The following is a 26292-nucleotide window of genomic DNA, read 5'->3' on the forward strand; positions in this document are numbered from 1 at the left end:
CAATAGATTTAACTAAATTACAAATTAGAAACGCTGTCTAATTCCCATTTCAAAGGAGCAATCGCCTTTAAAAATCGACTTTTATCGCTACCGTTCATCGGTTCACCATTAGGTAATTTAAGTCTTAAAGCATCAACCTGAACCCCATTTTTCCAAAAACGATAACACACGTGCGGACCTGTTGCTAAGCCGGTGCTCCCAACCCGGCCTATGACTTGTCCTTGATTAACATGTTGACCACGTCGAACCAAAATTCTCGACATGTGCAAATACTGGGTTGAATAGGTGCCATTGTGTTTTACTTTGACAAAATTTCCGTTACCCGCAGTAAAACCCGTTTGTTCTACAGTCCCGGCAGCTGTGGTAGCAATAGGCGTCCCGTATGATGCAGCGTAATCTGTTCCTTTATGTGCCTTCCACCTATGTTGCACGGGATGAAATCGATTAGTTGAAAATCGAGAAGAAATTCTACTGAATTTTATAGGTGTTTTAAGAAAGAAATTTTTAAGTGTTTTTCCATCTTCATCATAATATTCCATTTTACCCGATGACGGATTTTGAGCATAGGGAAAGGCATAAATAATTTTTCCTTTGTATTCAAAAAATGCCGCTTCAAGCCCTTCAACACCATCATATACCGTGTCATTTATAAATCGTTCTTTAAAAGTAATTCCAAATCGATCCCCTTTTTTAAGTTTAAAAAAGTCTATTGACCACGCATAAATTTTAGATATTTTACTTGCCAATGAACCTTCTACTTTAGCATTTTCTAAAGTCTCAGACAAAGAACCTTTTAACAATCCACCAATGGTACGACGCTTAAAAGTAAGAGGGTAGGTTTTTTTATAAGCAACTACGGCTGTATCCCGTAAATCAACAACATAATAATGCAATGCATCGGGCTGATAAATAAAAACCTGTAATTTATTAGTTTTATTTTTGGATCTAAGTAAAGTGTAATGTTTGTCAATTCTAATAGTTCTCACATCAAATGAGTCCTTTACTTTTTTAACAATATCAAATACTTCTCTATTGCCAATATTTTGATTTTGTATAATAGTACCAAAAGTGTCTCCCTTTTTTATCGTATCCTGAATCACATTAAAATCAGAATATTTAAATCCAAATTCAACTTTTTTGGATGCTGGCTTTATAACTTCATCTTCAAATGTAACCTCGGTTTTCTTGCACGATACTAATGAAAATAATACTATGATGATAGTTAATACTTTTTTCAAACTGTAATTCATTTTGTAATTTATTTTTCTTCTCCCCAAGTCGCCAACTCATCAGCTGACCATAATTCAGGGAAAAATATTCTTCTTTGGTATTTTGGATGCATGTATTTTTTCCAGTCGCTTCCACCAGTCGCTTCTCCGCTTCCTTTGCCACTTTGATCAATATATTTCTTTGCCGTATTCAGATGTTGCATCACCCAAGTAATATTTACGGTATGATCATAATGACGCATGGCTTTAATTAATTCTGGATTTCTTTGATCTGCATCCGGAAGTTGCTTGAATTTTTGCCAAATATTTATGGTGTTGTATTCTTCCATATGGCCTAAGAACATCTTTTTGTATTTTCTTTCAAACTCCTCCAACAAAAATGATTTTTTCCCAGTGTGGTAATCTTTACCGGCAGCTTGCCAATACAAATGTTCGAAAGCAAATTCAAAAGGAGTGTTTCTGTCAATCGTCTCTCTAAAACGGTGATCAATCAGATTTATTAGATCTGTAGAAGAAAATTCTATTAATCGGTATTGCGCACTTTGAAAACCACTTGCCGGTGTAAGCGTATTTCTAAATTTCATGTATTGCTCTACTTCCATTCCGTCTCCCATAATACTGAAAGAAGTGGTCAGCATATCAAAATACCGACTGATTCTCATTAACCTTTCGGTAAAGAAATCAGTTTCAATGTTTTGTGCGTATGAAATTTGGTTCATTTCCCAAAGTATCATTTTAAATATCAGTTCGTTTACCTGATGATACATGATGAAAACCATTTCGTCCGGAAGAGTTGTTCTTTGAGTTTGAAGATTTAATAATGCATCCGTTTGAATATAATCCCAATAAGTAATTGGTTTAGACCAAAGTAATCCTTCTAGTTGCGTCTCCGTTTTTTGATTTATTGCTTGGTATTTAAGCTCAATTTCTTTTAAAATTTCTTCCGTAATACTGTTACTAATCATTATTTTTTTATTTTAAACGGACTCTTCAATCCTTTGAATGCGTCCAAATCTGCTTTGATTGATCCTACAGCAAGACTTGCTTTAATTCGCAATGGTAATTTATTATCGTCGTCTGAAACCCAAACGGTTAGGCTTTCCTGTTCTTTAAAAACACGTCCTGATTGAACTAAAGGTCTAAAAACAATAGCTGGAACATCGCCAAATTTAGTTGTAATTACCTCACGTCCAATAAATTTTAACTTAAACTTTGTAGTTTCATTATCAAAAAACATATCAATCGCTATTGATTCCCCAACCTTTAATTTATCAATACTTGGGTAATTTCTTAAATAATAAAAGGCGGATAATATATCCTGGGTGTTTTTTGGAATGATAAGCGTTTTCTCCTCTTTATGTTTATAATCTTTAACCAGAATTCGATTTGTGACTTGGTCAAAAAAACCTTCTTGATTTTTAGTATAACCTCCTTCGTTTATCTTTCTTACAAATTGATGCGGGTTTCCTGTTTCTTTATCTATGTAGCTTTCATATAAATCATCCACTTTGAAGAAAAATCGAGACATTCCGGTGGTGTATCCTTTCCCGATCACATGAAAAGATTTTTTGCTCTTTACAGTTGCGTCTTTAACTTCCAAAGTTGCGTAGCCAGCATTCACAATACCGTAATGGATTCTGAATTTAAACCATTCACCCACATCGTAGGCATCTTTTTTAGGAGAGTCAAAACTTACAGTTGTAACAAGTATTAGAAGTATTAGTATTTTTTTCATTGCTTTTTTTGTCAGATTATTGACCGTAACTGCAAATTTTGTTCCAAATATATTAAAACAAAAAAACTCAGTCAAATAATGACTGAGTTTTTATGCTATTAACTAACCAAAAAACTATAAATTATGAAATTTATATCAATTTAGGAAGGAAACCACCCCTTCCTGTTTTGCGAGTGCAAAGGTAATTAACAAACCCAGTATTTTTTAGTAAAAAATACACTTTAACACAAATTACACAAACAAACAGGTCGTTCGTCGGTTAAAATTTCATATTATATAAAAAAAATGCGTTTCTATAGCGTTCCTCGCAATGCTTGTTCTCTTTCAATTGACTCAAAAAGTGCTTTAAAATTACCCGCACCAAAACCTTTGGCTCCCATTCGCTGAATAATTTCAAAAAACAACGTTGGTCTGTCTTGTACTGGTTTCGTAAATATTTGTAATAAATACCCCTCTTCATCAGCATCGACCATTATCGCTAGTTTCTCGATTTCCTTCAAATCTTCTTTCATCATTTTCATATGCTCTCCCAATCGTTCCGGAATAGCCTCGTAATAAGTATGCGGAGGGGCAGATAAGAATTCAATTCCTCTTGCTTTCAATTGCGATACCGTTTTAATAATATCATCTGTTGCAATGGCGATATGCTGAATTCCAGGTCCACCATAAAAGTCCAAATATTCCTCGATTTGTGATTTTTTCTTTCCTTCGGCTGGTTCGTTGATTGGGAATTTAATTCTTCCGTTTCCATTAGACATCACTTTACTCATCAAGGCTGAATATTCGGTATTAATTTGTTTATCATCAAAAGAAAGGAAATTTACGAATCCCATTACATCTTCATAAAACTTAACCCACGTATTCATTTCATTCCAGCCAACATTACCCACCATGTGGTCAATATATTTTAATCCTGTTGGTTCCGGATTGTAATCGGATTTCCATTCTTTGTATCCTGGCAGGAAAACGCCATTGTAATTTTTGCGTTCTACAAAAATATGAACGGTTTCGCCGTAGGTATAAATTCCAGAACGTACTACTTCTCCAAATTCATCTTTCTCCATTGTTGGCTCCATAAAAGAGCGCGCACCACGTTTCATCGTTTCTTCGTAAGCGCTTGTTGCATCTTCTACCCAAAGTGCTGCCACTTTCACACCGTCTCCATGTTTTCTTAAATGCTCGTGTATTGGCGAATCCTGCGTCAAGGGCGTGGTTAATACGATGCGAATCTTATCTTGTTTTAGCACATAAGATGTTCTGTCTCGTACTCCAGTCTCTAATCCTGCATAAGCTAATGATTGGTAACCAAAAGCGGTTTTATAATAATGTGCGGATTGTTTTGCGTTTCCTACGTAGAATTCCACATAATCGGTTCCTAATAAAGGAAGGAAATCTTGCGCTCCTTCAAATATTTTTTCTAGTCCGTATTCTACTGATTTTATTTCTTTTGACATGGTATTTATTTGTTTTTTGAATTGCCTCCAGATTTATCTGGAGGCAAAATATTTGTTATTGAATTGGCTTTAGCCAAATTTTAATTTTTTAATTTTTGAAACCCACATTTATCAATAAACTCATCATATTCTTCTTGAAAAGATTTTTTACTATGGTGGACTTCCTGATTTTTTATATAATTCCTAACCTTATCAACTATAGATTCTGAAACTGACACAGCAAAATACTCATCTTGCCATTCAAATTTTTTCTCTTTTAAAATTGGTTTAAATTCTTCTTGTTTATTTATCCAAAAAGATGATTCTCCTTTTATTAACTGCATTACTTTCTGAATTGATTGATCCAATCCTAACGAAACTAAACAATGACAATGATCCTCATAACCATTTACAAAATCCATAAAAATTCCTTTTTCTCTTGCATTTTCTAAAATGTGATTCCAAACCTTTTCCCTAAATTCCTTCGTTGCTAGAAACGGCTCTCTATTTTTTGTACTCCAAACAAAATGAATATATACCTTTATAAATGACATATATTGTTGTTTTTTAAAAATCTATAATGAATGGGTTAAAACCCATTCCTAGTCTACCCAAGATTTATAATATTGTCCGTCGTCAAGTCCCATAGCTTCTTCGGTTACCATTAATGGACGGAAAGTATCCACCATTACGGCTAATTCATGGGTTATGGTTTGACCAATGCTGCGTTCCATAGCTCCTGGCGCCGGTCCGTGAGGAATTCCTTTTGGGTGCAATGTGATATGACCTTGCTCGATATTATTGCGTGACATAAAATCACCGTCTACGTAATACAAAACCTCATCACTGTCTATATTACTGTGATTATAAGGCGCCGGAATGGCTTTTGGATGGTAATCGTACAACCTTGGAACGAAAGAACAAACCACGAAAGTCGAAGTTTCGAAAGTTTGGTGTACTGGTGGCGGCTGATGAACGCGCCCTGTTATTGGTTCGAAATTGTGAATGCTAAATCCATAAGGAAAATTGTAGCCGTCCCAACCCACAACGTCGAAAGGATGTGTTGCATAGATTATTTCATGAATCATTCCCTCTTTTTTGATTTTGATCAGGAAATCGCCCTTTTCATCATGCGTTTCTAACTCTGTTGGCAAAATAAAATCACGTTCGCAAAACGGAGCATGCTCTAAGTGCTGTCCTGAATCATTTTTATACCTTTTTGGCGTATAAAATGGAGCGAAAGATTCGACATAGAAAAGTCTGTTTTCTGATGTTTCAAAATCAATCTGATAAATCATTCCGCGTGGAATAATAAGGTAATCTCCGTACTGAAAAGGAATATTTCCCATCATGGTACGCAATTTTCCTTTCCCTTTGTGAATGAAAATCATTTCATCGGCATCGGCATTTTTATAGAAATAATTCCGCAAAGATTGTCTTGGCGCAGCGAGTCCTATCGTACAGTCCTTGTTAACAAGCATTGGTTTGCGACTGTCCAGGAAATCATCTTCGGGTTTTAACTCAAAGCCTTTGAGTAATAAAGATTTTATATTCTTGCCAATGGCGATTTTTGGTTCAACCGAATACGATTTTGTAATTTCTTTTATTTGGGTTGGTCTATGAACATGGTAAAGTAAAGAGGAATGGCCATGAAAACCCTCTGTTCCAAATAGTTGTTCGTAATACAAACCGCCATTTGGTTTTTCGAATTGTGTGTGTCTTTTTTGGGGGAAATTTCCCAATTTATGATATAAAGGCATGATCTGATAATTTGATAATTAGAAAATAAGTCCATTAGAAAATGAGATAATTAAAAACTTCAGAAATTAAACTTATTCCTATTTCAGGAATTGCCTAATTATCTCATTTTCTAATTATCTAGTTGATTTCTTATTCAGGATTTCTCTTGATAAGAAATTGCAGATATCCTAATAAACCGGTCCAAGTTGTTTTCATAATAACAAATATCGGAATTATTATTGAAATAAATTACAATTAAAACACAAACCCAACACTAAACCACGTATATCCTTTTCCTGTTTCAGGCGACCAGGAATGTTTAATTTCTACTGGACCAATTATCGTTTCTAATCCGTATCCTACTGCGTAGCCCGTGTATTTGGGAATTGAGATCCAATCGACAGTTTCAAAAAGCCTGTCCCCAATGTTGGCGACATTTAACGAAAAATTGACATGATTATTTTTATAAAACTCATAATCTATGGTTCCTGTGGATTTAATATAACTATTTCCAGCAATACTTAAAAAATCATATCCATAGAAATGCCTGAAATTATTTATCATATTGTAGCCATATCCCCCTAAAATAAAATCAAAAAAAGCAACACTGTCACTACCAAAAGAAAAACCTGCTTCCGTTTGAAATTTAAATGTGGCGTTTTTGAAAAGGGTTGCCGCTATCCCGAAATCTCCTTTCGCGATAGAAAAAGGTTTGAAATTCCCGGTATAATTTGAGGAAAACAAATAGGACTGGATGTCACCCGAAAAATACCATCCTTTTTTAGGGAAATATTTATTGTCAAAAGAATCGTACTTCATGTATCCAAAAACACTGGTGTAATTACTCTTGTCAATTATAGGATTAATATTTGATAAAGTTTCCGAGTTGATTTTCAAAAACTTGTATTCAATCCCTCCACCTATTAAAAATTTCTGGACAAATAAAGATTGAAAATAAGCTTGATTGGTAACATCTAAAAAGTCCACATTGATAGAATTAATCCCCAAAGAGGCTAAATCTATGCTGCTTATATCACTCGTTACGTTTCTATTGAACTGATTGAATTGTGATTTAAAACCAAGGCTTAAATTAAATCCATTTTCAATATAATAATCAAAATTATATCTAAAGTTATCACCCAAAACCACATCCAATGATGCAATGTCATTTTTGAACAACGTTTTTTTACGGCTCAAATTAACTAATACACCGCTTTTAAATAAACCATCATAATGCAGTCCAAATTTCAGATAGGATTTAGTGGTATTTTCTTTTAAGCTTATATTTAAGTCGTCCCCATTTTTACTAGGATCCAATGAATACGATATTGCACTGAAATTTTGAGTTGCATTAATGTTATTTATCCCCATTAGCAAACCTTTATAATCGGTTGTTGCTCCTGGCTTAAATCTTAATTTTCCAATGACGTAGGCTTTTGTATAATTGTCCAAATCATTACAATTTATGTCGTTAATTTGCAAACTATCGGTTTCCGTTTTTAGTTTCGGTTTTTTATATGGATTAGACTCATCAACAAGAACTTTTATCTTTTCATAAACAGAAAATGTTGCATCTTCCCCTGTTCTAATAATATCTTTCCCTTTGTCAAAGGAAATAACGCCGAATCCTTTAATATCTGGTTTTATGTAAATGTCAGTTTCTTTTATATTTTGCTTCATTCTTTCAATTGAATGAAGGTTTGTAACTTGGACTAAAATTCGTGTCGCGTTTTTAAGTTGCGTTCTGTCTAATAAATCATCCTGAACATCTACACCAATTATAATATCAGCGCCCAATTCTCTTACCTGTTCAATAGGATAATTATTAGAAACACCTCCGTCAACCAGCAATTTTCCATCAATTTCTACCGGAGAAAACAAAGACGGAAATGCGGAACTGGCGATCATAGCTTGCGCCAAATTGCCTTTATCTAATAAAACTTCTTCTCCCGTTTCTATATTGGTCGCTATGCATAAAAAAGGAATTGGAAGCTGGTTAAAATCCCTGACATGCCTTACGTGTTTTGTCAGTCTGGTCAATAAATTATAATTGTACATACCCTTTGATAAGGCTTCGGGGATTCCAATTTTAAATTTATTAAAAGGCAATACTAATGCGTATAATTCATCGTTCCGTTTTTCGTAGAAATTTTTGGATGACCGTGGAATGAAGTCGTTTAATAATTCATCAAAATTTGTTGACTGAAAAATAGAATCTATCTGGCTTGCATTGTATCCTGAAGCATACAATCCCCCAACAATCGCTCCCATACTGGTTCCTCCTATATAATCAATCTTGATTCCTGATTCTTCCAAAACTTTCAAAACTCCAATATGTGCAAACCCTTTGGCACCTCCACCACTTAAAACCAACCCTATTTTAGGTTTTTTTTGTTCTTGTGCAAACAAAGTCAAACTCATAGAAAAAATAATGAATAATAGAGCAATCTTCTTCATAAGCAGCAATTTGGTATATTATGAATGGTATTAATTAGTCATTTGTTGCCTTGTAAAATTCGACAATTTTTTTGGCTTTTGATATACCTATAACGTCAGAAATTTCTTTTTCTGTAGCCAACTTCAATCTTTTAACACTTTTAAAGTGCTGAATTAAAATGAGCATTGTTTTTTCCCCAATGCCAGGAATGCTTTCTATGGAAGAATTCAGTGCCGCTTTACTTCTTTTATCTCTGTGATGTGTGATCCCAAAACGATGTGCCTCGTTGCGTAATTGCTGGATTATTTTCAAGGTTTCTGATCTTTTATCCAAATACAATGGAATGGAATCACCCGGATAAAATAACTCTTCCAATCGTTTTGCAATTCCTATTATCGTAATCTTTCCTCGCAAGCCTAATTCATCTATACTTTTCAACGCCGATGATAATTGTCCTTTACCACCATCAATAATAATTAAATCCGGAAGCGGTTCATTTTCATCGAGCAATCGTTTGTATCTTCTGTAAACAACTTCAGTCATCGAAGCAAAATCGTCCGGCCCTTCGACCGTTTTTATATTAAAATGACGGTAATCCTTTTTGCTTGGTTTTCCATCTTTAAAAACTACACAAGCCGCCACTGGATTCGTTCCTTGAATATTCGAATTGTCAAAACATTCAATATGTCTCGGCTCCACCGGCAATCGCAAGTCTTTTTGCATTTGCGCCATAATCCTTTTGGTATGGCGATCAGGATCTACAATTTGTAATTGTTTTAATTGTTCGATTCGGTAAAACTTAGCATTTCGAATCGACAAATCCAATATTTGCTTTTTATCCCCCAATTGTGGAATGGTAATTTTTATGTTTTCTCCCAAGTCAACATGAAATGGAACGATAACTTCTCGCGACAGCAAGTGAAAACGCTCTCTCAATTCGATAATTGCCAATTCTAATAATTCTTCATCGGTTTCATCGAGTTTCTTTTTGATTTCCATCGTATGCGAACGAATTATCGAACCATGTGAAATTTGAAGAAAATTCACATAAGCCGCACTTTCATCAGAAACTATCGAAAACACATCAATATTGGTGATTTTAGGGTTTACAATCGTGGAACGGGATTGGTAATTTTCCAGCACTTCTATTTTCTCTTTGATTTTTTGCGCTTCTTCAAAATGCATTTCGGCTGCAAGATTCGTCATGACACGCTTAAAATCTTTCATGCTTTCCTTGAAATTCCCTTTTAGGATTTCTCGAATCGCATCCACTTGCTTTTGGTAATTTTCTAAACTTTCATAACCTTCACAAGGCCCCATGCAATTCCCAATATGATATTCGAGACAAACTTTGAATTTCCCGCTTTCGATATTGCTTTTACTCAAATCATAATTGCAGGTTCTAAGCGGATACAATTCTTTGATAAGTTCCAGAATCGTACTCACCGTCCTGAAACTGGTATAAGGTCCAAAATATTCCGACCCGTCTTTTACCATTCTACGAGTTGCAAAAATGCGCGAAAAAGGTTCTTTCTTGATACACAACCACGGGTAACTTTTATCATCCCGCAACAACACATTGTATCGTGGCTGCAAGGTTTTTATCAGGTTATTTTCCAATAAAAGGGCATCGGTTTCTGTGGGAACAACAATGTGTTTTATGGTTACAATCTTCTTTACAAGCACATTGGTTTTGGCTGTATCGTGAATTTTGTTAAAATAAGAAGAGACTCTCTTTTTTAAATTTTTGGCTTTGCCAACATACAAGATTTTCCCTTCCTTGTCATAATATTGGTAAACACCGGGACTATCGGGCAAGGTTTGGATTTGAAGGGATAAAGTTGCTAAAATCATGTAACAAAGTTAATCTCAAAAATCCCGAAATACAAATCAATACGCTCGAAATCTTCCTGATGAAAGTTTTATCAGAATTTTTGTTTCTAATTGGTTATTATCCTTATTTTTATGATTTCAAGAACTTATGATAAAAAATAATTCCGCCCCAATAGTAATTTTTGGCGAAAGCATTATTCCAGGCGAAAGCAAGACCATCAATGTGGAAATCGCCCGATTGCATACCACAACCAAATTAAACATCCCAGTTATTGTTCGTCGTTCTAAAATTGATGGACCTGTCGTGCTTTTTTCAGCAGGAATTCATGGTGACGAGATCAACGGCGTAGAAATCGTTCGCCAACTTATCAGCAAAAAAATAAACAGACCCAAAAAAGGAACCATTATCTGCATTCCAATTATAAACGTATATGGATTTGTTAATAAATCAAGAGAATTTCCTGACGGTCGAGATTTAAACCGAGTATTTCCAGGAAGCAAAACCGGTTCCTTAGCCAGCCGATTTGCTTTTCATATTTTGACTGAAATCATGCCAATTGTACATTACGCAGTAGATTTTCATGCCGGTGGAGCCAGCCGATTCAATGCGCCACAAATTCGCCTTACACAACATAATGAAGAACTAAAAGTACTGGCTGATGTTTTCAACGCCCCATTTACTTTGTATTCCAAAAATATTTCGGGTTCATTTAGGAATGCCAGCGAAAAATTAAATGTGAAAATGCTGCTTTTTGAAGGTGGAAAATCCCTGGATATCAATAATCATATAGCAGATGAAGGTGTTAATGGAGTGAAACGATTGCTTTCCCATCTTGACATGTTAGATCCAAAACATAATGTGATCCAACAAAAAACGCCAACCATCTATATTGAGAAATCGGGATGGGTCAGAGCCAAATGTTCCGGTTTATTACACGATTACAATACCATAGGCACCTTTCTGAAGAAAGGTTCAGTCCTGGCAACCATAACGGATCCTTATGGAAAATTTGAACGAAAGGTAAAAGCACCAAATGATGGCTACGTAATAAACGCCAATCTTTCGCCTATTGTATATGAAGGCGATGCCATTTATCACATGTCAAATACTGCGGAAAATGGAGAGGAATAAAATCCGTTTTCAGTGAACACTCCTTTTAGTAATCAAAACCATTTTAGAAAAACAAAAACCTAACATTTATCATATTTTTTATCGTTTTATCCCGGTAGTTTTGACTAAAACTACTACGTATGCTATTCTGGAAAAAATTATCCCAAAAAGAAAGACAAGAGCGCATTCAAAAAGCGTTGAACGAAAACGTGAATTTTGCCCATGATGCTTCTTTGGGTTATCCTGCGTCTAAATTAGACGGAAAAGTATTCAATAGTGATGCGCCTTTCCTGAAAGATGCTCCTACTATCCAATCCTATGTTGCCAATCCCAACCATATTGGATGCCACACCCTTGGTACTTCCGAAAAAGCATTCAAAGGAACTCAGGAAATGGAACGGGAAGTCTTAAATGTTCTTGCCGTGGATATTTTCAAAGCACAACCCGATTCTTTTGACGGCTACATTGCTCCCGGCGGAACGGAAGCAAACATACAAGCCATCTGGATGTATCGCAATTATTTTATGTATAAACTGAATGCAAAACCCGATGAAATAGCAATTATTGCTTCAGAAGATACGCATTATTCCATTCCGAAAGCGGCCAATTTATTAATGCTCGATTGGTTAAAAATCCCTATTGATTTTAAAACTCGTGTCATTGATGTTTTTTCACTTGAAAATATCATTATCAATGCAAAAGAACGAGGGAAAAAATATTTCATCGTAGTTTCAAACATGGGAACAACCATGTTTGGTGCCGTAGATAATCCGGACGATTATATCCAGATACTGGAAAAACACCAGCTGACATACAAATTGCACATTGATGGAGCTTATGGCGGATTCGTATATCCGTTTAGCAATAAAAATTGCAATATCAATTTTGAGAATCCAAAAATCAGCTCCATAACCATTGACGCACACAAAATGCTTCAGGCTCCATATGGAACCGGCGTGTTTATTTGCCGAAAAGGTTTGATCGAAAACGTACTGACCAAAGAAGCTGAATATGTCGAAGGAATGGATTTGACGCTTTGTGGAAGTCGCTCCGGGGCAAATGCAATAGCAGTATGGATGATATTGTTTACCTACGGTCCTTTTGGATGGTGTGAAAAAATACGCGTTTTACAAATGCGAACCGAGTGGTTATGTCAACAGTTAGATGAATTAAATCTGGCTTATTTCAGGGAACCGTATATGAACATTGTAACCATTCCTTCAGAACACATCACTAAAGCATTGGAAGAAAAATACGATTTGGTCCCTCAAAAACACGGTAATGGCAATCAATGGTATAAAATTGTGATTATGGACCACGTTGAAGTGGATCATTTATGTACTTTTATAATCGATTTAAAAGCTACCATTCATGCTAAAAAAGGAATTACGACTAAAATACAAAACATTACGGAAGCAACTTTCTGAAAATGAGTTGGAGGAAATGAGTTTGGCAATTGCCAATAAACTGCTGAAACTTCCTGTTTGGGAGAAAAACTATTTTCATATTTTTTTGCCCATAACGGAACATCAGGAAGTAAATACCGAATTTATGCTGCATCTGCTTTCCGGTAAAGACAAGGAAATCATTATTTCTAAAAGTGATTTTGACTCTAGAAAAATGACCCATTTTTTGCTTACGGACAATACCAAAATCAAGAAAAACGAATACAACATCCCGGAACCTGTTGACGGAATTAAAGTTCCTTCCAATCAAATTGATGTCGTTTTTGTCCCGCTTTTGGCTTTCGATAAAAAAGGACATCGTGTGGGTTACGGAAAGGGCTTTTATGACAAATTTTTGTCTGAATGCAAACCGGATACAATCAAAATTGGGCTTTCCTATTTTGAAGCCGAAGAATCAATCACAGATATTTTTGAAGATGATATTCAATTGAATTTTTGCGTTACGCCAAATTCAATTTATTCGTTTTAGTTTTTTATCCGTACTTTCGCAGCGGATAAAACCAAATTAAACTATGAAAATATTTAAAAATTCTAGATTCGCAATAACTATTCTAGTTGCCGTATTTGCGATTTCATTATCAAACTGTTCTATTCACACAAGAACGGGCACGAACAGAACTTCTTATAAGGCCAAAAAACTTCCACCAGGACAAGCAAAAAAAATATATGGTGGAAAAAGCGCTAAACGGTATGCACCTGGACACAACAAATAAAAAAAAGACCTATTTCAAGTTATGAAATAGGTCTTTTTTATTTTTATGAAAGTTAAATCTATTTGTGATGAAATGCTTTTTTATTGAAAAAAATCAAGATTCCTACACCAGTGGAAATCGCCATATCGGCAATGTTGAAAATCGCGTTGAAAAAAGTAAAATTTCTTCCTCCCCAAATTGGTACCCAATTAGGTAAATCTCCCTGCCAAAAAGGAAAATAAAACATATCGACTACTTTGCCGTGAAACCATGTTCCGTAAGGTCTGTCTGTAAACAATGTGGCCAGTTGCTGTTGACTGTCATCAAATATAACTCCGTAAAAAACAGAATCAATTATATTTCCAAAAGCTCCTGCAAGGATTAATGCAATTGCTACAATTAAGTAATTAGAGCTGTGTTTTCTTTCCACAGAATCCCACAACCAGTATCCAATTCCACCAACGGCTACTAATCTAAAAAGAGTCAGAAATAATTTCCCGTAAACTCCGGGAATTACGGTACCCCAAGCCATTCCTTCATTTTCGATGAAAAGAATTTTAAACCATTTGAATACTTCAACTTCCTCGCCTAAAATAAAATTAGTTTTGATGTATATTTTTGAAACTTGATCAACAAGTAATATAATAAAAATAAGTAGATACGCTTTTCGTAATGACATTTTATAAATTTTAATGGCGCAAAAGTAACAATTTAATCAAAAAAAACGCTCCCTTAGGAGCGTTAAATATTACACAACAAGTGGTTTATCTTTGCAAATTTTTTGCTTCGATGCTCATTGTAGCGTGAGGAACGATTTTCAATCTTTCTTTCCCAATTAATTTACCTGTAACTTTACATACACCGTATGTTTTATTTTCTACACGGAAGAGTGCATTCTTCAAATCACGAATAAACTTTTCCTGACGAATCGCCAGTTGTGAGTTTGCTTCTTTGGACATGGATTCACTTCCCTCTTCGAATGCTTTGAAAGTTGGCGATGTATCGTCAGTACCATTATTCAAATCATTCATGTAAGCACTTTTTATCAAATCTAAATCTGCTTGTGCTTTTTGTATTTTGTTAAGTATTATCACTTTGAACTCCGCTAAATCAGCGTCAGAGTACCTTGTAGCTTCATCTACCATTTTGTGTTATTTTGAAATTAATATCATTGTTTTTATTTCGTCAAATTCAATTTCCGTACCGTTTTCTATTTCATCTACAAAAACCAATTCACTGGTTAATGTTTCCGATTTAATATAGTCTACATTTTTAAGAATTGCTTGTTCCAAAAGTCCATTTCTTTTCAATTGAACTTTAATTTTATCAGTAACTTCAAATCCTGAATCTTTACGGATATTCTGAATTCTGTTTACCAATTCTCTTGCAATCCCCTCTTGTTTCAACTCCTCAGAAATTGTAATATCAAGCGCAACCGTTATTCCGTTAGCGTTGGCAACAAGCCAACCTTCAATATCTTGTGATGTTATTTCTACATCTTCTAAAGTTAAAATTACGTTATTTCCTGCAATAACAATATTTAGACTTCCTTCCTTATCCAATTGAGCAATCTGTTCCTTAGAAAATCCCTGTATTTCTTTGGAAATCAATCCCATATCTTTTCCAAAACGAGGTCCAAGTGCCTTAAAATTAGGCTTAATTTGTTTCACCAAAACACCCGAAGCATCGTCCAAAAGTACGATTTCTTTTACGTTTACCTCTGCTTTTATAAGGTCAGAAACGGCCTCGATTTCAGCTCTCTGATTCTCGTCAAGTACTGGTATCATTACCTTTTGCAACGGTTGACGGACCTTTATCATTTCCTTTTTTCGGAGTGACAAAACCAATGATGAGATGGTCTGTGCCTTCTGCATTTTGCTTTCTAACATTTTATTAACATAGTTTTCAACCGAAATTGGGAACTCTGCCAAATGTACACTCTCGTATTTTTCCGACTGTGTTGCTACTGTTAAATCTCTGTAAAGTTTATCCATAAAGAATGGAGCAATAGGTGCGCCTAGTTTACTTATGGTCAACAAGCAAGTATATAAGGTTTGATAAGCTGCGATTTTGTCCTGCGCATATTCCCCTTTCCAGAAGCGTCTTCTGCACAAACGTACGTACCAGTTACTCAAGTTTTCCTGTACAAATTCAGAGATGGCACGAGCTGCTTTCGTTGGTTCATAATCCGCATAAAAACCATCCACATCTTTCACCAAAGTATTCAATTCTGAAATAATCCATTGGTCAATTTCAGGTCTTTCATTTACTGGAATTTCAGCTTCCGCAAAAGTAAAACCATCAATATTGGCATATAAACTAAAGAACGAATACGTGTTGTATAAAGTTCCGAAGAATTTACGTCGAACCTCAGCGATTCCCTCTAGGTCAAACTTCAAGTTATCCCAAGGATTCGCATTCGATATCATATACCAACGCGTAGCATCAGGACCGTATTCTTTTAATGTTTCGAATGGATCTGCCGCATTTCCTAAACGTTTAGACATTTTTTGTCCGTTTTTGTCCAAAACCAATCCGTTAGAAACTACATTTTTGTACGCTACTTTATCGAAAACCAAGGTTCCAATAGCATGCAACGTATAAAACCAACCACGCGTTTGATCCACTCCTTCTGCAATGAAATCAGCTGGGAAATCTTTGTTTTGGTCAATTTTATCTTTGTTTTCAAATGGATAATGCCATTGTGCATAAGGCATTGAACCCGAATCAAACCAAACGTCAATCAAATCAGCTTCCCGTTTCATCGGTTTGCCAGAAGCAGAAACCAAAGTAATTTCATCAACTACATTTTTATGCAAATCAACTAAATCGTAATTTGTTTCCGCCATATTCCCAATTTCAAAACCTTTGAAAGGATTTTCTTTTTGGAAACCTGCAGCGATAGATTTTTCAATTTCGTTGTATAATTCTTCTACAGAACCAATCAGAATCTCTTCTCCCGAAGCGTCGGGACCGACTTCGGTTCTCCAGATTGGCAAAGGAATTCCCCAATATCTTGAGCGCGATAAATTCCAGTCATTGGCATTTTTCAACCAATTCCCAAAACGTCCTTCTCCAGTAGCTTTTGGCTTCCAGTTGATGGTTTCGTTCAAGTCAAACATTCTGTCTCGAACCTCTGTGATTTTTATAAACCAAGAATCCAAAGGATAATACAAAATAGGCTTATCTGTTCTCCAGCAATGTGGATAACTGTGGACATATTTCTCTACTTTAAACGCTTTATTTTCTTCTTTTAATCGAATGGCGATTTCAACATCTACCGAACGTTCCGGTGCTTCACCTTCGTTATAATATTCGTTTTTTACATATTTACCGGCATATTCTCCCACGTGCGAAGTAAATTTTCCTTGTAAATCTACTAACGGAACCGGAGTTCCATTTTCGTCCAAAACTAACATTGGCGGAACTTCTGGTGTAGCTTCTTTGGCTACCTTTGCATCATCAGCACCAAAAGTAGGCGAAGTATGCACGATTCCTGTTCCATCTTCTGTAGTCACAAAATCCCCTGAAATTACTCTAAAAGCATTTTCTGGATTTTGATAAGGCAATGCAAATTGCAGCAATTGTTCGTATTTTATTCCAACTAAATCAGCTCCTTTACATTCTGCCAAAACCTGATACGGAATTTTCTTGTCGCCTTCTTTGAAATTTTCAAAATCAGCTGGTTCACTACTTTCGAAGAAACCTTTCCCAAATTGTTTTCCAACTAAATTCTTAGCCAAAATCAATGTTGCCGGACGGAACGTATATTGATTGAATGTTTTCACTAAAGCATATTCGATTCTTGGACCTACAGTCAAAGCTGTATTACTTGGCAAAGTCCAAGGTGTAGTCGTCCAAGCCAAGAAATAGATTTCATCTAAATCTAAAGCTTCTAATTTGTAATGCTGCAAGTTTTTTGAAGTGATATAATCGTAAAACTTAGAGAACAATAATTCTTTATGTTCCTCAATCACTTTAAATTGCGCCACAACAGTTGTATCTGTTACATCTCTATAACTTCCCGGCTGATTCACTTCATGCGAAGATAATCCTGTTCCTGCTTTTGGAGAATACGGTTGAATGGTGTAACCTTTGTACATCAAATCCTTGTTGTAGATTTGTTTCAAAATCCACCAAACCGTTTCCATATATTTGGATTTATAGGTCACATACGGATCTTCCATATCAACCCAATATCCCATTTTTTCGGTCAAATCATTCCATACGTCCGTATAACGCATCACGGTTTTTTTACACGCTTCGTTGTATTCTTCGATGGAAATGGTTTTTCCTATATCTTCTTTGGTAATCCCTAATTCTTTTTCAGTACCTAATTCCACAGGCAAACCGTGAGTATCCCAACCTGCTTTACGCTTCACTTGAAACCCTTTTTGAGTTTTATATCTGCAAAAAATATCTTTAATAGCACGCGCCATTACGTGATGAATTCCCGGTAATCCATTTGCCGAAGGCGGACCTTCAAAAAATACGAATGGTGGGTTACCCTCGCGAGTGGTTACGCTTTTCTCGAATATGTTTTCTTTCTTCCAAAAATCCAGAACTTCTGACGCCACAGATGGTAAGTCAAGTCCTTTGTATTCAGTAAATTTTGTGCTCATTTTATCCTTTTCTAAATCGAGGTGCGAAAGTAAGGAATTTTGAATAAAAGAAAGAAAAGATGAGAGAAAATAGACAAAATTGAGAAGAGAATTCGATAAAACTCTACATAAAACCGACAATAGTCCATTTTAGGAGAAAACTTCTCTTAAAACGTCCAAAGATTTTGGTTTTTTAATTTCTTAATTTCTATCAAATTTTATAAAGTGTCTTTGTTTTTAAAGACTTTGTATTCACTTCAAATTCTTATGAAATTAAAGCATTTAACCCCTATTTATCATCATCATCCAGTTCGAAAAAATCATTAACTGATTTTCCAAACACCCTTGATAATTTTAGCGCCAGAACTGATGATGGAACAAAACGATTGGTTTCTATTGAATTTATAGTTTGCCTGGAAACTCCTATTTTTACTGCTAATTCCTCTTGTGTTAAATTTAAAATGGCGCGTTCTACTTTTAGTCTATTCTTCACTATACGCTTTTTTTAACTTCCTGAAAGCAAGAATCTGAATAGTTAGCAAAAGTCCTAAAACTGCAACATCTTTACTTCCATCCATTTTAGGAATTGAAGAGAAACTAGCTACAATAGCCAAGTTAATAAAAGGCATCGTTAAATAAACTATCACTGCTCCTAGAACTGCATAATTGTAGGATTGCATTCGGAGTTTTAAAATTAACTCATCTTCAATTTTTTCTTTTGAAATTGAAATTATGAGCAATCCTACAATTGCTGTTGAAATAGCTATTCTTTTAATTAAATCGTTGTATTTATATTCCTCTAAATAAATCTCAAGCAGGATTGATGAAATCATTGAAACAATGAATACTACCAAACCATAAATTTTAAATTTATAAGGCAGCTGGAAACCTGTAATGTTATTAATACTTTCGATATCTCCTTGTGTTTTTGATTTTAGTTCCATAAAGTTAATTAGTTAAAGCCTGCTTTCCATAAAGAACAGCAAACTAGATTAAAAGACAAATATACTTTACTTTTTGATGCGAAATTAAATTTTAATAGAAAATTTAATCTTTAAGAGAAAACTTCTTTTAAAACGTCCAGAGATTTTGGTTTTTTGAATCCGTCAAGGTGATAACTATAATAATCAATTAATATCTTCAAAACAATTTGCCTTTCAATGACATGAAATATTTTTTGATCATTATCGAATTTTAAATCGATCAATTTTTTAAACAAATTAGTTTCATGTTCGGTAAGTGAACTGATGGCGTGGAAAGGCGTAAAAACACCTTCGGTCATTTCGAAAAAAGGCATATCAATATCGGAAATATCGGGATAGAAACCGAGGTATTTTGTGGTTTCCAACATTAAAATCAAATGAAAATTAGCAATTTCGTCGTGATTATCCAACCAATGCAAGGCGGTTTCTAAAAACGTAAATAAGTGTTCGTTTTTTTCTTCTTCGTGAATAGAATGGTGCAGAATTTCGGAAATAAACATCACGATTGTGCTTTTGTAAATATCCGAATGTATCGCATGAAAAGAAGACGCAATTTTAATCTCCTTGAAATTTTCTAAGGTACCTTTGTTTTTATGAACAGCTTCTATTTCAAGAATAGTCATCGGTTGAAAATACGCAATTTTTTGATTGGATTTTCGACTTGAGAAAGCATCCCGAACAAAATAGGATTTCAAACCATGGGAAAGTGTAAAGCATTTCACAATCAAGCTTTTCTCTTGGAATTTTAAGGACGAAATGACGATGGCTTTGGTTTTAACTAACACAATTTTAATTTAAAGATTGAAAAATTAAAGATTGAAAAATTCATTCTTCTTAATTACCTGATTATCATTACTTTTTTAACTTTGGTTTCCACCCCGTCTTGCGCCGAAATAAAAATCATATACACTCCTGAAGCCACTTTGTATTTTCCAAAAGCAGTAGTATCCCATTCTATTGTTCCTCCTTCTGATATTTTTTCGAAAACAAGATTTCCTTCAATATCCGTGATTTTTATATTGGCTTTATCGAGTAATCCCGAAATTTTAACGGTTCCTTGATAATCAGGCCGTACAGGATTTGGATACACAAAAGCATTGCTTAAATCATCATTTGCAGCAGTCGAGACTCCTTTGAAAGAAACTAAACCTTTAGCAGTTGCTATAAAAACTTCGCCTGTCACGCTGTTTATATCAATGTCATTTATAACATTACTAGGCAAAGGCGAATTGTTTGTTGTAAAATGATATTTGGTTTCCTGTCCGCTTGGTGAGACTAAAAACACACCCGAATCCGCGGTTCCAATCCATTTGTTATTGGATCCGTCAACAACAATATCCGTAATAAATTGTTCGTAAAGTAACTCTTGCGCCAGATTATCTTCTAAAATAATGATGGGACTAGTAGTTAATTTATCATCCGTCAAGAAGCTTCCAACATTAGGCAAAATTCGCAAGCCTTTTGTAGTTCCTATCCAAAGTTGGTTTCTGGTATCTACAGCAACGACCCTTGCATCAGCAATTGGCAAATTGCCAGTATCAGCTCCCGATGTGATTTTTTTAAATCTATTGTTGTTTTCGTTAAAACCTATAACTCCATCTTTATTAGTGGTTAGCCATTTAGTCCCATTTTTATCGATTGTCATTCTCCCATAACTGCATTTTTCAGGATCAATTAGTATTGGTTTTGTAGAGAAACTTTGCCATGCTCCATCTGCCTTTAAAACTTTTATACCGTTATTGACCAAACTATTATTGACCCATAAATTTCCCGATTTGTCAAACACAGCTCCGTTTATTCTCACATCATTAAAATAATTTGGTATAAATGAAATCTGCTCTAGCCCACTATTTTTTTGGTTATATAAAACTGATGGCGTATCATTTTCCATCTTTAACAAACCAGAGTAAGAGGAGCCAATATAAACTTCATTCTCATCATTAGGATTCACGATAATTCTCACTAATGATTTTGCTCCAAGAACTTTCTCATAAGGAATATTTAACCATCCCGAAGCATTGTATTTACTTATGCCAAAATCATCTAAATCGTACGGATTATAATCCACATTATAATCGCCATAAACTGTCCAAAGTGAATTTGATGTAGCTTGGATTGCAAATATATTATTCCTTAAAGGTCCAATTGGAGTATTATTTTCAAAAATTGCAGTTGAAGAAAGAGAAGTCGTAATCATCCCGTCTTCTTTTGTCCCAATAAAAATCGTGTCCCCTATAATTGTCGAACAAGTAAAAGTCGGATTACTTTCGGTAATTTGGTTCGTATTTATTTGGCGAATGAGCATCATTTGACTATTGTAAATATAAATGCTATTTACAGTTGTTACCAACAAATAATTAGCTTTGGCTCTCATGTCTAATGAAGGTTGCGCAAGAGCTGTATATCCTAAAAAAGTATTGAAATTAGAATCGTATTTGTGAATGTATCCTGCAGTATTAACAGCAAATAAATCCATACCAAAAATTGTTATACCCGACCAACTTCCTGTCCCAATCAACTCCCATTGCTTATAATCCACTAAGTTTTTATTGGAAATAGCGGCTCTTCTTATCCCTGTATTTGACGCGGCATATATAAACCCATTGTGTATTGTAGTTTGTGATATGCTTATTTCTGCACCATTAGTACCAATGAAATAAGTGTCGCCAAACTGCAAAGTGGCCAAGTTGAACTGAACAATTCCAAAATCACAAGAGACATAAACAATGCCTTCAAATTCCATGAAATGATTGATTTTTTTTATGTTTGGAGGAAGTTGTTTGTTAATAATATCAACTACATTCAGCATACTGCCATCCGCTTCATTTATGACAATCATCAAGCCATTTTCATAACCAACTACTGTTTTATTGAAGATCTCGCTATGATATACCGATGAAATTGTCTCCCCAGAAAGGCCGTCGACAGTATTGGTGGTTTTAATTTGACCTGTTGCAGTATTTTTAGAAAATAATGCATTTTCAGAAGCCGCATAAATTGTAGTCGAAGATGCAGAAAGATCCGTGATTTCATTATAAGAAAAATAGCCCTGCCACAAGAAATTGTTCTGGGCAAAACCCAACTGTAATGTAAGTAATACTACAAAATGTAAAAGCCTATTTTTCATTATTTGCCTAAATATTGGTATACAAATATAACATAAAGGATTTTAGATTGCAGATTTCATCTCACAAGAGAATTTAAAAAAACCTTCTCCCGAACAAACGGAAGAAGGTTTTGAAATGATTTTAGATTGCAAATTTCACAAATCATAAATCGTTGCCCGAGCCAGAATGGCGAACAGGCGAAGCAATCAATAATCTAAAATCAAAAACAATATTATACCACCCCTTGAGCTAGCATAGCATCAGCTACTTTTACAAATCCTGCAATGTTTGCTCCTTTTACATAGTCAACATATCCAGTTTCATCAGAACCATATTTCACACAAGAAGCGTGAATATTCAACATAATTCCTTTCAATCTTTCGTCTACTTCTTCAGAACTCCAGCTCAATCTTAATGAGTTTTGAGACATTTCTAAACCTGAAGTTGCAACTCCACCAGCATTTGATGCTTTTCCTGGAGCAAATAATAATTTTGCTTTTTGAAATACAATTACTGCATCCGGTGTAGTTGGCATATTTGCTCCTTCAGCAACACAGATACATCCTTGAGCTACTAAAGCTTTTGCTTCCTCTTCATTCAATTCGTTTTGAGTGGCACATGGTAATGCAATATCACATTTCACATCCCAAGGACGTTTCCCCGCAACATATTTTGCATTTGGATATTTAGTTACATAATCACTGATTCTACCTCTTAACTCATTTTTGATTACCATTACGTGAGCTAGTTTTTCTGCATCAATTCCATCAGCATCATAAATATATCCTGCAGAATCTGACATAGTAACTACTTTTCCACCTAATTGAGTTGCTTTTTCAGTAGCATATTGCGCCACATTTCCTGAACCAGAAACTGCAACTGTTTTTCCTGTAAAGCTATCTCCTTTTGTAGCCAACATACTTTGTGCAAAATATACCGCTCCGTAACCTGTAGCTTCTGGTCTGATTAATGATCCCCCAAAAGAAATTCCTTTACCAGTTAAAACACCTGTAAATTCATTTCTGATTCTTTTGTATTGACCAAACATATAACCTACTTCTCTTCCTCCAACACCAATATCTCCAGCAGGAACATCTGTATCAGCACCAATATGTTTACACAATTCTGTCATGAAACTTTGGCAAAAACGCATTACTTCATTATCCGATTTTCCTTTTGGATCAAAATCAGCTCCTCCTTTTCCACCACCCATTGGCAATGTAGTCAAACTGTTTTTGAACGTTTGTTCAAAAGCTAAAAACTTCAAAATACTTAAATTTACTGAAGGGTGAAAACGAAGCCCTCCTTTATATGGTCCAATAGCTGAATTCATCTGAATACGATACCCTCTATTTACTTGAGTTTCACCTTTATCATCAATCCAAGTTACGCGGAACATAATGATTCGATCTGACTCGACCATTCTTTCCAAAAGCATTTTGTTTTGGTATTTTTTATTTTGTTCTATAAAAGGAATTACTGTTTCAGCAACTTCTAAAACTGCCTGCATAAATTCCGGCTCGTTCGGATTCTTTTTAGCAACCGATTCGATAAAAGTAGTAATACTTTGTGACATGATTAATAGATTATTAACGTTTAAGAAAACGTTTTCGTTAGTGACCACAAATATACGTCTTCTATGAATATTGCATCCATTTTTTTTATTTTATCAATAGAATTATCTTTTTATTAAGCAAATAACAAGAAATCCTCTTCTTAAACGTTATTAATCCAGAAAACGGTATAGTTTTCGTAATCAAACAAGAATTTGTTTACTTATTTTTAAATTTTATTTTTTTTATTTAATGAGTGATGTTTTTATATATTTGTGAAGATTTGAAAATTTAAATCATAATGATTAAACACTTACTAATACTTTTATTCATCCTATTGAGTTTTTCTCATCATTCAAATGCACAATTTGGATTCTCCCATGAGATAGGTGTTATTGCTGGGCCTATAGCCTTTCAATCTGACTATGGAGAACGCCACGATTTAAAAACTAATGCAGGAAATACAGGAATTGGAGTTGGTATTATTCATTATATAAATTTTTCTTACAGAGCTGATTGTAATTGTTACACTCCGGAAACTTATTTTAACGATCATTTCAAATTAAGAACTGAACTATCTTATAACCAAACCGAATTGAAACATTTTGGACGATGGGTAGAAGGTAAGCCCTCATCAGGCAAAGAGCAACTAAAAGCAATGTACGGAAGCACTGCCATTACCAATGTAGGAATGCAATTAGAATATTTCCCTTTAAGCATCCGTGATTTTACAGCAACAATTGGAAAATTAGGACCGTTCGTAAGTCTTGGAGCTCAATTCAGTTATTATAATGCCAAAGCATCTTCAACTATGGGACCTTTAGGAATTCCAAGGACTACCTTCCCTAAATATTTAACCCCGACTGATGGTCGCCCATACGGTTTTTCTACCGAGGGAGGCTCGGTTTGGTCAGTGATTTCAAGTGTGGGAACCCGTTATAAATTAAGCCCATTAAGGGATTTGATGGTCGATTTAAGATTTCAGTATTTTTTCTCCAATTGGGTTGACGGTTTAAATCCTAATCCAGCTATTTACAAAGAAAACAAAGCTAATGACTGGTTAGTTTGGTTTAATTTTGGTTACATTTATTATTTACAATAGTGGAAATACAATTAATATAAAAAACAAAATCCCAATTCTAATACCGACACTTCGGGATAGAATTGGGATTTTTTATTCTCTCCAAAACATATCTGAAGGAGAGAAAAATATTTTAATAAATTAAGCCAAAGCTTGTTTCAAATCCTCAATTAGATCTTCCGCATCTTCTATACCTACGCTCAATCGAACCAGATCATCTGTAATTCCAATTTCTTTTCTTTTTTCTTCCGGAATCGAGGCGTGAGTCATCAAAGCGGGATGATTTGCTAACGATTCTACTCCGCCTAAAGATTCTGCCAAAGTGAAAACTTTCAGATTCTCTAAAAATTTAATGGCATCCTCTTTTTTGCCTGAAGCAAAAGTAAAGGAAACCATTCCTCCAAAACCACTCATTTGCTTTTTTGCAATTTCATGATACGGATGACTTGGCAATCCTGGATAATATACCCTTTTTATTTTTGGATGATTGTCTAAAAATTCTACCACTTTTTCTCCATTTTCACAATGTCTTTGCACGCGTAAATGCAGTGTTTTTATTCCTCTAAGAACCAAAAAACTATCCATTGGCCCAAGAGTAGCACCTGTAGCAAATTGTTGAAAATGCAATTGTTCGCCCAGCGCTTCGTCTTTTACAATCAACGCACCAGCAATAACATCAGAATGCCCGCCAAGATATTTCGTTGCGGAATGCATCACAACATCAGCTCCTAAGTCTAAAGGTTTTTGCAAATATGGAGTCGCAAAAGTATTATCTACAGCAAAAAGGATTTTCTTTTCTTTTGTGATTTTGGCGATTTCTTGAATATCTGCCAATTTCATTAGCGGGTTTGTTGGTGTTTCTACCCAAACTAACTTTGTGTTTTCGTTGATTAATGACTGGAACTTCTCCATATCATTCATATCAACAAAGTGGAATTTAATTCCCGAATCTTTATAAATACGGGTAAACATTCTGTAAGTACCGCCATATAAATCATCCATGGCTATGATTTCATCACCGGATTTAAAAGAACGTAAAAGACAATCTGTGGCAGCTAATCCAGACGAAAAAGCTAAACCTCGTGTTCCGTTTTCAATACTTGCTAATGCATTTTCAAGTGCCGATCTTGTAGGATTTGCAGCCCTGCTATATTCATAATCTGGATTTAATGGTTTACCGGGACTTGTCTGTACAAATGTTGAAGTTTGATACACCGGAGGCATAACGGCTCCTGTACTTGGATCATGATGCTGACCACCGTGAATGGCTTTTGTATTGAATTTCATATGT

Annotated in this window: 21 protein-coding genes; 4 read left to right on the forward strand and 17 right to left on the reverse strand. The window is 34.9% G+C overall.

Translation table 11 applies throughout. From position 1 onward, the window contains the following. Positions 1-17 precede the first annotated feature (17 nt). The 8 genes from ACFX5E_RS06080 to uvrC form a co-directional block, all read right to left on the reverse strand. Positions 18-1238, reverse strand: a complete 1221-nt coding sequence (locus ACFX5E_RS06080) for a M23 family metallopeptidase (protein WP_379854293.1) — start codon at positions 1236-1238, stop codon at positions 18-20. A 20-nt stretch (positions 1239-1258) separates the two neighbouring features. Beyond that, a complete protein-coding gene (locus ACFX5E_RS06085) occupies positions 1259-2194 on the reverse strand; it encodes a tryptophan 2,3-dioxygenase family protein (protein ID WP_379854294.1) in 936 nt (311 codons plus the stop codon). Continuing rightward, complete coding sequence (locus tag ACFX5E_RS06090; protein WP_379854295.1) at positions 2194-2964, reverse strand: DUF3108 domain-containing protein; 771 nt, start codon at positions 2962-2964, stop codon at positions 2194-2196. Before ACFX5E_RS06090 ends, ACFX5E_RS06085 begins: the two co-directional genes overlap by 1 nt. Before the next feature lie 293 nt (positions 2965-3257). Beyond that, the gene (gene hppD, locus ACFX5E_RS06095; protein WP_379854296.1) at positions 3258-4418 is read right to left on the reverse strand and encodes a 4-hydroxyphenylpyruvate dioxygenase; all 1161 of its coding nucleotides are present in this window, start codon (positions 4416-4418) and stop codon (positions 3258-3260) included. A gap of 80 nt (positions 4419-4498) precedes the next feature. Then, on the reverse strand, positions 4499-4951 hold the full coding sequence (gene tnpA, locus ACFX5E_RS06100; RefSeq protein ID WP_379854297.1) for an IS200/IS605 family transposase: 453 nt from the start codon (positions 4949-4951) through the stop codon (positions 4499-4501). A 48-nt stretch (positions 4952-4999) separates the two neighbouring features. Beyond that, positions 5000-6157 carry a homogentisate 1,2-dioxygenase gene (locus ACFX5E_RS06105; protein WP_379854298.1) on the reverse strand — a complete coding sequence of 386 codons (1158 nt, stop codon included), beginning with the start codon at positions 6155-6157 and terminating at the stop codon, positions 5000-5002. 235 nt (positions 6158-6392) lie between these two features. Continuing rightward, the gene (locus ACFX5E_RS06110) at positions 6393-8594 is read right to left on the reverse strand and encodes a patatin-like phospholipase family protein (protein ID WP_379854299.1); all 2202 of its coding nucleotides are present in this window, start codon (positions 8592-8594) and stop codon (positions 6393-6395) included. Between the two features lie 34 nt (positions 8595-8628). Continuing rightward, positions 8629-10428: an excinuclease ABC subunit UvrC gene (gene uvrC / locus ACFX5E_RS06115; RefSeq protein WP_379854300.1), complete on the reverse strand. Its 1800-nt coding sequence runs from the start codon at positions 10426-10428 to the stop codon at positions 8629-8631. Positions 10429-10555: 127 nt separating this feature from the next. Here uvrC and ACFX5E_RS06120 point away from each other — a divergent pair, with 127 nt between their 5' ends. The 3 genes from ACFX5E_RS06120 to ACFX5E_RS06130 all read left to right on the forward strand — a co-directional run bounded on the left by ACFX5E_RS06120 (position 10556) and on the right by ACFX5E_RS06130 (position 13453). Beyond that, complete coding sequence (locus tag ACFX5E_RS06120) at positions 10556-11539, forward strand: succinylglutamate desuccinylase/aspartoacylase family protein (protein WP_379854301.1); 984 nt, start codon at positions 10556-10558, stop codon at positions 11537-11539. Between the two features lie 119 nt (positions 11540-11658). Next, positions 11659-12945, forward strand: a complete 1287-nt coding sequence (locus ACFX5E_RS06125) for a pyridoxal phosphate-dependent decarboxylase family protein (RefSeq protein ID WP_379854302.1) — start codon at positions 11659-11661, stop codon at positions 12943-12945. Further along, positions 12890-13453, forward strand: coding sequence for a 5-formyltetrahydrofolate cyclo-ligase (locus ACFX5E_RS06130; RefSeq protein ID WP_379854303.1), 564 nt, complete (start codon positions 12890-12892; stop codon positions 13451-13453). Before ACFX5E_RS06125 ends, ACFX5E_RS06130 begins: the two co-directional genes overlap by 56 nt. Before the next feature lie 302 nt (positions 13454-13755). Here the strand turns inward: ACFX5E_RS06130 and ACFX5E_RS06135 are convergent, their stop codons facing one another. The 8 genes from ACFX5E_RS06135 to gdhA all read right to left on the reverse strand — a co-directional run bounded on the left by ACFX5E_RS06135 (position 13756) and on the right by gdhA (position 23943). Continuing rightward, positions 13756-14355: a lipoprotein signal peptidase gene (locus tag ACFX5E_RS06135; protein ID WP_379854304.1), complete on the reverse strand. Its 600-nt coding sequence runs from the start codon at positions 14353-14355 to the stop codon at positions 13756-13758. An 85-nt stretch (positions 14356-14440) separates the two neighbouring features. Continuing rightward, on the reverse strand, positions 14441-14821 hold the full coding sequence (locus ACFX5E_RS06140) for a TraR/DksA family transcriptional regulator (RefSeq protein ID WP_379854305.1): 381 nt from the start codon (positions 14819-14821) through the stop codon (positions 14441-14443). A 6-nt stretch (positions 14822-14827) separates the two neighbouring features. Next, complete coding sequence (gene ileS, locus ACFX5E_RS06145; protein WP_379854306.1) at positions 14828-18298, reverse strand: isoleucine--tRNA ligase; 3471 nt, start codon at positions 18296-18298, stop codon at positions 14828-14830. A gap of 268 nt (positions 18299-18566) precedes the next feature. Further along, a complete protein-coding gene (locus tag ACFX5E_RS06150; protein ID WP_379854307.1) occupies positions 18567-18770 on the reverse strand; it encodes a helix-turn-helix transcriptional regulator in 204 nt (67 codons plus the stop codon). After that, positions 18760-19221, reverse strand: a complete 462-nt coding sequence (locus tag ACFX5E_RS06155) for a hypothetical protein (RefSeq protein WP_379854308.1) — start codon at positions 19219-19221, stop codon at positions 18760-18762. The genes ACFX5E_RS06150 and ACFX5E_RS06155 overlap by 11 nt, the downstream gene beginning before the upstream one ends. Positions 19222-19331: 110 nt before the next feature. Continuing rightward, positions 19332-20045 carry a DNA repair protein RecO gene (gene recO / locus ACFX5E_RS06160; RefSeq protein ID WP_379854309.1) on the reverse strand — a complete coding sequence of 238 codons (714 nt, stop codon included), beginning with the start codon at positions 20043-20045 and terminating at the stop codon, positions 19332-19334. Between the two features lie 53 nt (positions 20046-20098). Next, on the reverse strand, positions 20099-22387 hold the full coding sequence (gene porZ, locus ACFX5E_RS06165; protein ID WP_379854310.1) for a type IX secretion system anionic LPS delivery protein PorZ: 2289 nt from the start codon (positions 22385-22387) through the stop codon (positions 20099-20101). Between the two features lie 212 nt (positions 22388-22599). Next, entirely contained in the window at positions 22600-23943 is a 1344-nt protein-coding gene (gene gdhA / locus ACFX5E_RS06170; protein WP_379854311.1) for an NADP-specific glutamate dehydrogenase, read from the reverse strand. Positions 23944-24221: 278 nt separating this feature from the next. Here gdhA and ACFX5E_RS06175 point away from each other — a divergent pair, with 278 nt between their 5' ends. Continuing rightward, a complete protein-coding gene (locus tag ACFX5E_RS06175; protein WP_379854312.1) occupies positions 24222-25022 on the forward strand; it encodes a THC0290_0291 family protein in 801 nt (266 codons plus the stop codon). Between the two features lie 120 nt (positions 25023-25142). Here the strand turns inward: ACFX5E_RS06175 and ACFX5E_RS06180 are convergent, their stop codons facing one another. After that, the gene (locus ACFX5E_RS06180) at positions 25143-26288 is read right to left on the reverse strand and encodes a cystathionine gamma-synthase (protein ID WP_379854313.1); all 1146 of its coding nucleotides are present in this window, start codon (positions 26286-26288) and stop codon (positions 25143-25145) included. Positions 26289-26292: the final 4 nt, after the last annotated feature.

The organism is Flavobacterium xylosi, from assembly GCF_042787345.1.
Classification (GTDB): Bacteria; Bacteroidota; Bacteroidia; order Flavobacteriales; family Flavobacteriaceae; genus Flavobacterium; species Flavobacterium xylosi.

Coding starts and splice junctions, on each gene's coding strand:
- porZ (WP_379854310.1), bottom strand. CDS start 22,387: ATGAAAAATAGGCTTTTACATTTTGTAGTATTACTTACATTACAGTTG.
- ACFX5E_RS06090 (WP_379854295.1), bottom strand. CDS start 2,964: ATGAAAAAAATACTAATACTTCTAATACTTGTTACAACTGTAAGTTTT.
- ACFX5E_RS06085 (WP_379854294.1), bottom strand. CDS start 2,194: ATGATTAGTAACAGTATTACGGAAGAAATTTTAAAAGAAATTGAGCTT.
- ACFX5E_RS06155 (WP_379854308.1), bottom strand. CDS start 19,221: ATGGAACTAAAATCAAAAACACAAGGAGATATCGAAAGTATTAATAAC.
- hppD (WP_379854296.1), bottom strand. CDS start 4,418: ATGTCAAAAGAAATAAAATCAGTAGAATACGGACTAGAAAAAATATTT.
- uvrC (WP_379854300.1), bottom strand. CDS start 10,428: ATGATTTTAGCAACTTTATCCCTTCAAATCCAAACCTTGCCCGATAGT.
- ileS (WP_379854306.1), bottom strand. CDS start 18,298: ATGAGCACAAAATTTACTGAATACAAAGGACTTGACTTACCATCTGTG.
- ACFX5E_RS06180 (WP_379854313.1), bottom strand. CDS start 26,288: ATGAAATTCAATACAAAAGCCATTCACGGTGGTCAGCATCATGATCCA.
- gdhA (WP_379854311.1), bottom strand. CDS start 23,943: ATGTCACAAAGTATTACTACTTTTATCGAATCGGTTGCTAAAAAGAAT.
- ACFX5E_RS06120 (WP_379854301.1), top strand. CDS start 10,556: ATGATAAAAAATAATTCCGCCCCAATAGTAATTTTTGGCGAAAGCATT.
- ACFX5E_RS06140 (WP_379854305.1), bottom strand. CDS start 14,821: ATGGTAGATGAAGCTACAAGGTACTCTGACGCTGATTTAGCGGAGTTC.
- ACFX5E_RS06135 (WP_379854304.1), bottom strand. CDS start 14,355: ATGTCATTACGAAAAGCGTATCTACTTATTTTTATTATATTACTTGTT.
- ACFX5E_RS06105 (WP_379854298.1), bottom strand. CDS start 6,157: ATGCCTTTATATCATAAATTGGGAAATTTCCCCCAAAAAAGACACACA.
- tnpA (WP_379854297.1), bottom strand. CDS start 4,951: ATGTCATTTATAAAGGTATATATTCATTTTGTTTGGAGTACAAAAAAT.
- ACFX5E_RS06130 (WP_379854303.1), top strand. CDS start 12,890: ATGCTAAAAAAGGAATTACGACTAAAATACAAAACATTACGGAAGCAA.
- ACFX5E_RS06110 (WP_379854299.1), bottom strand. CDS start 8,594: ATGAAGAAGATTGCTCTATTATTCATTATTTTTTCTATGAGTTTGACT.
- ACFX5E_RS06125 (WP_379854302.1), top strand. CDS start 11,659: ATGCTATTCTGGAAAAAATTATCCCAAAAAGAAAGACAAGAGCGCATT.
- ACFX5E_RS06175 (WP_379854312.1), top strand. CDS start 24,222: ATGATTAAACACTTACTAATACTTTTATTCATCCTATTGAGTTTTTCT.